Genomic DNA, 844 nt, shown 5'->3' on the forward strand with positions numbered 1-844 from the left:
GCTGATCTTGCTTTATATCAAGTCTAGGAATGCATTCAAGAAGAGCAAAGGTGTAGGGGTTCATTGGATTTTCGAAAATCTCCATTGAATCTGCCATTTCCATTTGATAGCTTCCATACATGACACTGATCTTAGTAGCTATTTCGGCGATCACCGCCAAATCGTGCGTGATAAAAATCATGCTACTATTGAACTGCTCTTGAAGGTCCTTCATCAGTTCAAGAATCTGAGCCTGAACCGTAACATCCAGAGCAGTAGAGGGTTCGTCCGCTACCAGAATCTCTGGATCGCACGAAAGAGCTATTGCTATCACTACTCTTTGACGCTGGCCTCCGGACAACTGAAAGGGGTAATCATTAATCCTCTCCGAAGGTTTGGGAATTCCTACTTGCTCAAGCAATCTTATTGAGCGTTCCCTTGCTTCCTCTTCGGTAACCTTTTTGTGATGGACAATCGTTTCTATCATCTGGTTCCCAATTGTGTACATCGGGTCAAGAGAAGTCATGGGATCTTGAAAAATCATTCCGATGTGTTTTCCCCTTACCTTGGAAAAGCTTTCTTTAGGGAGCTTGACCAGATCAATATACTCCTTTTCTCCAGTCTTGCTGAACTCATCCGTGAAAAATAGAATTTCACCCCCAGCTATAAAACCGGGACTGTCAGTCATTCCAGCTATGGACTTGACTGTAACACTTTTCCCCGAGCCAGTCTCCCCAACTATTCCCAAGACATCGTCCCTATGAAGATCGAAAGACACATCTTGAACGGCCTTAACAACTCCCTCGGCCATGTTAAAGTGTGTAGAGAGATTCCTCACCGAAAGGATTGGCCTTTCCTGCAACCA

The 844-nt window shown here is 44.4% G+C and carries 1 protein-coding gene; it reads right to left on the bottom strand.

What is annotated here, in order from left to right; translation table 11 throughout:
• A partial coding sequence (locus tag BG32_RS05910; protein ID WP_147434845.1) for an ABC transporter ATP-binding protein occupies positions 1 to 841 on the bottom strand: 841 nt, incomplete at its 3' end.
• Positions 842 to 844: the final 3 nt, after the last annotated feature.

Origin of the sequence: Mesotoga sp. HF07.pep.5.2.highcov (assembly GCF_003666285.1) — a bacterium.
In the GTDB taxonomy this organism is placed as follows: domain Bacteria; phylum Thermotogota; class Thermotogae; order Petrotogales; family Kosmotogaceae; genus Mesotoga; species Mesotoga prima.